Annotated in this window: 3 protein-coding genes; all 3 read right to left on the bottom strand. The window is 54.8% G+C overall.

Annotation, left to right across the window (positions count from 1 at the left end; translation table 11 throughout):
- Positions 1-235: 235 nt before the first annotated feature.
- Positions 236-2,707: a DNA gyrase subunit A gene (gene gyrA, locus HY768_04990; GenBank protein MBI4726565.1), complete on the bottom strand. Its 2,472-nt coding sequence runs from the start codon at positions 2,705-2,707 to the stop codon at positions 236-238.
- 157 nt (positions 2,708-2,864) lie between these two features.
- Entirely contained in the window at positions 2,865-3,167 is a 303-nt protein-coding gene (locus tag HY768_04985; GenBank protein MBI4726564.1) for a hypothetical protein, read from the bottom strand.
- A gap of 14 nt (positions 3,168-3,181) precedes the next feature.
- The gene (locus tag HY768_04980; GenBank protein ID MBI4726563.1) at positions 3,182-3,871 is read right to left on the bottom strand and encodes a methyltransferase domain-containing protein; all 690 of its coding nucleotides are present in this window, start codon (positions 3,869-3,871) and stop codon (positions 3,182-3,184) included.
- Positions 3,872-4,120 lie beyond the last annotated feature (249 nt).

Genomic DNA, 4,120 nt, shown 5'->3' with positions numbered 1-4,120 from the left:
TATATTATATACACTACACGAACATTTGTCAAGCATTATTTTTCAGGACGTTGCTCCCTGTAACGTATTGTTAATCCAGGCTTCCTGGTTATTGCCGATTTTTTTCGATTTGTAGTGTATATAAAAGGGACGGAATTCAGGTAAATACTCAATGACCCTGTAGCGTAGACCGCAGGGAATTGCAAGAGAAAAGACAGCCCAGGCTAATTTATTAGTTCTGGGCTGTCTTTACATTTTATTTTTCCGCCCCATTGCCGTTGGCTTCCCCGTTCCCCTCTTCTTCCGAGGCCGCCAGCCTGGCCACATCCACCACTTGATCCTTATCCTCCAGGTTTATCAGGCGGACACCCTGGGTGGCCCGGCCCATCACCCTGACATTTTTCAGGGTCAACCGGATCACCTGGCCTCCGGCCGAGATGATCATCAGTTCGTCGGTGTCCACCACTTCCTTGACTGCCACCACCGGCCCGGTCTTGTCGGTGATCTTCATGGTGATCACGCCCTTGCCGCCCCGGCGGGTAACCCGGTATTCCTCGATCTCGCTCCGCTTGCCAAAACCTTTCTGGCAGACCGTCAGCAGGCTGCCCTCGCGCTTGACCGCCACCATCCCCACCACCAAATCTTTCTTGTCCAAAGTGATGCCCCGGACCCCGGCCGCGCTCCGGCCCATGGCCCGGACGTCGCTCTCGTGAAAGCGGCAGGCCTGACCCTGGGTGGTCACCAATATGATATCCTCGCTGCCGTCGGTCAGCTTGGCCTCGATCAGCAGGTCCTTGCCGTCCACCGTGGCCGCGATGATCCCCGCCTTGCGGGGATTGGAGAATTCGGAGAGCGCAGTCTTCTTGATGGTCCCTTCCCTGGTGGCCATCACCACAAAATGCTGTTCGTCGAACTCCTTGACCGCGATGTAGGCCGCTATCTTTTCGTCGGGCTTCAGCTCCAGCAGGTTGGAGATCTGCCGGCCCTTGGCCGCCCGGCCCCCTTCCGGCACTTCGTAGACCTTCAGCCAGTAGCAGTGCCCCTTGTCGGTGAAGAATAGGATATAGTGGTGGGTGGAGGCGATGAACATCCCCTCCACGAAATCCTCCTCCTTGGTGGTCATCCCGGTCACCCCCTTGCCGCCCCGGCCCTGGCGCTTGTAGGAGCTTACCGAAAGCCGCTTGATGTAGCCGGCGTGGGAGATGGTGATCACCATGTCCTCCTCGGCGATCAGATCCTCCACCGAAAACTTTTCCTCGGTGGCGGCCAGGATCTCGGTGCGGCGGGAGTCGGCGTATTTCTTCTTCAGCTCGGCAATTTCCTCCCGGATCACCCCCATCAGCCGCCGCCGGCTGTCCAGGATCCCCTTGAGCCTGGTGATCAGCTTGAGTAGCTCCTCGTATTCCTCGTCGATCTTTTTGGTTTCGAGTGCGGTCAGGCGCTTGAGGGTCATGTCCAGAATGGCCTGGGCCTGGATCTCGGAGAGCTTGAACTTTTTCATCAGGGAAGATCTGGCCTCGTCCACGTTGGGCGACTTCTTGATGATCCTGACCACTTCATCGATGTTGTCAATGGCTATCTTCAAGCCTTCCAGGATATGGGCCCGCTTCTCGGCCTGGGCCAGCTCGTATTTGGTGCGCCGGGTCACCACCTCCACCCGGAATTCTATGAACTTGGCCAGGGCCTCTTTCAGGGTGATCACCCTGGGCACCCCGTCCACCAGGGCCAGCATTATCACCCCGAAACTGGTCTGGAACTGGGTGTGCTGGTATAGCTGATTGATGGTTAGCCGGGGATCGCTGTCCCGCTTTAATCCTATCACCACCCGCATCCCGTCGCGGTCCGATTCGTCGCGCAGGTCGGCGATGCCGTCCATCTTTTTGTCCTTGACCAGCTCGGCGATCTTTTCGATCATGCCGGCCTTGTTGACCTCGTAGGGCAGCTCGGAGATGATGATGGATTCCTTGCCGTTTTTGGCGGTCTCCACGTTGGCCCGGCCCCGGATGGTGATCTTGCCCCGGCCGGTCAGGTAGGCGTCCCGGATGCCGGAGACCCCCATGATCATGCCGCCGGTGGGAAAATCAGGACCCTTGACGGTCTTCAGCAGCTTCTCCGGGGCCAGTTCCGGGTCGTCGATCAGCAAAGAGATGGCGTCGCAGATCTCCCCCAGGTTGTGGGGCGGGATATTGGTGGCCATGCCCACCGCGATGCCCGAACTGCCGTTGACCAGCAGGCCCGGCAGCAGCGAAGGCAGCACCGACGGTTCTTTGAGCGAACCATCATAATTGTCCACATAGGTCACGGTCTCCTTGTCAATGTCCTTGAGCACCTCGTCCGAGATCCTGGCCAGCCTGGCCTCGGTGTAGCGTTGGGCCGCCGGCGGGTCGCCGTCCACCGAGCCAAAGTTGCCCTGGCCATCCACCAGCAGGTAGCGCAGCGAGAAATCCTGGGCCATCCGAACCATGGAATCGTAGATGGCCGAATCGCCGTGGGGATGGTACTTGCCCATCACCTCTCCCACGATCCGGGCGCTTTTCTTGAAGGGTTTGTTGTGGGCCAGCCCTAGCTCGCTCATGGCATAAAGGATGCGGCGGTGCACCGGTTTCAGCCCGTCCCGGACATCGGGCAGGGCCCGGCCCACGATGACCGACATGGAATAGTCCAGATACGAAGAACGCATCTCCTCTTCAATTTCCCGGGTCAGGACCCTGTTTCTTTCTAAAGCCATTGACGATTCCTTAAAGTCTATTTAAAAGATGATTGTTATCAGGTTACGTTGGCAAGACCTAATAGGACACGGATTGACACGGATTTTATATTTATTTTTTTGCAACAATGGGTTTTCTGAAAAACAGGCACTACATGATTTAGTATATTTCGCGTATTTAGCGGGCAGACGTTGCGGAATCCAGATCCCTTATCAGCACCCGGCCTTCGTCCGGACATTCGGCTATCTGCTCCCGGGAAAGGCGGTAGAGGTCGAAATCCCTCCAGTTTCCCCTGGCGCAGGCCCGGTAAAAGGCCCGGTATTCCTTTTCGCTGGTCAGATCCACCGCTACCGCGTATTTGCTGCCCCTGACGATCCCCACCAGCACTTCGGTGTTCTTGACGAAGTGCATCATTTCTGTGGCCACCCCTATCCTCTGTCCTTTCTCCAGTACCTTTTTCACCCCGTAATAAACAGCCATGGTCACACCGCTGATTATGGTTGAACTTTGGTCATTTCCAGGATTATGGTGGTCTTCAGCCGGTCCAATTTCAGCCCGGAGGTGATAAGATGGTAGGACAAAGAAAAGACGAAGCCTAACGGATTCCCGTACTGCAGGTTTTCGATGTAATGGATCTTTTCCAGCTGCCAGCCGGGGTGCTCCACAAAATACTTGTTATAAGCCACCTGGTCGTTGAACCTGAAATAAGTCGGAAACACCTGGGTCGTAGACAAAAACCTTTTTAAGAACATGGGAGCGAACCGGCTGAAAAGCGAGATGTAGTGCCATTTATTGGTGGTCCGTATTAAAATCCGGCCTCCGGATTTTAAAATTCTGTGCAATTCCTCCAGGGCAGTTCCGGGATCCTTGAGGTGCTCGGCCACCCAGCGGCTGGAGACAAAGTCAACGGAATTATTTTTTAAGGGAACACGATAGATGTCGGCCGTTAGGTATTTTTCCTGTTTCCGTTTTTCCAGGTCGAAGCCCACCGCCAGTTCCCGGTATTCCGGTATTTGTTTGATGTCGCTGTTGTCCCCGCACCCGGCGTCTATCCATACTTTTGACAACGGGGCGTATTTATGCAGCAGATCATCGTAGACATAGCCCGGATCAACGTAATCGGGGATCAGTCTTTTAGCCAGCCTGATCTGCCAGGGCTTGGCGCAGGGATGAAGGCGCAACATCTTTTTCCGTTTACCGTTTTCTGTTTACTGTTCAAAGTTCGAACTTATAACAGTAAACGCTAAACATTTTACAGTATCAGATAAACTCTTGGCTTTTCTCCAATGAGTGTGGGTAAAATCGAACTTGGTGGCGAGCTGAAGTAGTTGGCAGTAAACGAGTTCTTTGATAGCAACCCCGGTAAAAATATGGTAAACTTCCGGTATGAATAAGATCAAACGATTGGAAGACGTCTACCGTTTCCCCGGCTT

Source organism: candidate division TA06 bacterium (assembly GCA_016208585.1).
Classification (GTDB): domain Bacteria; phylum Edwardsbacteria; class AC1; order AC1; family EtOH8; genus UBA5202.
This window is presented reverse-complemented; position numbering and strand designations above follow the sequence as displayed.

Coding starts and splice junctions, on each gene's coding strand:
- gyrA (MBI4726565.1), bottom strand. CDS start 2,707: ATGGCTTTAGAAAGAAACAGGGTCCTGACCCGGGAAATTGAAGAGGAG.
- HY768_04985 (MBI4726564.1), bottom strand. CDS start 3,167: ATGGCTGTTTATTACGGGGTGAAAAAGGTACTGGAGAAAGGACAGAGG.
- HY768_04980 (MBI4726563.1), bottom strand. CDS start 3,871: ATGTTGCGCCTTCATCCCTGCGCCAAGCCCTGGCAGATCAGGCTGGCT.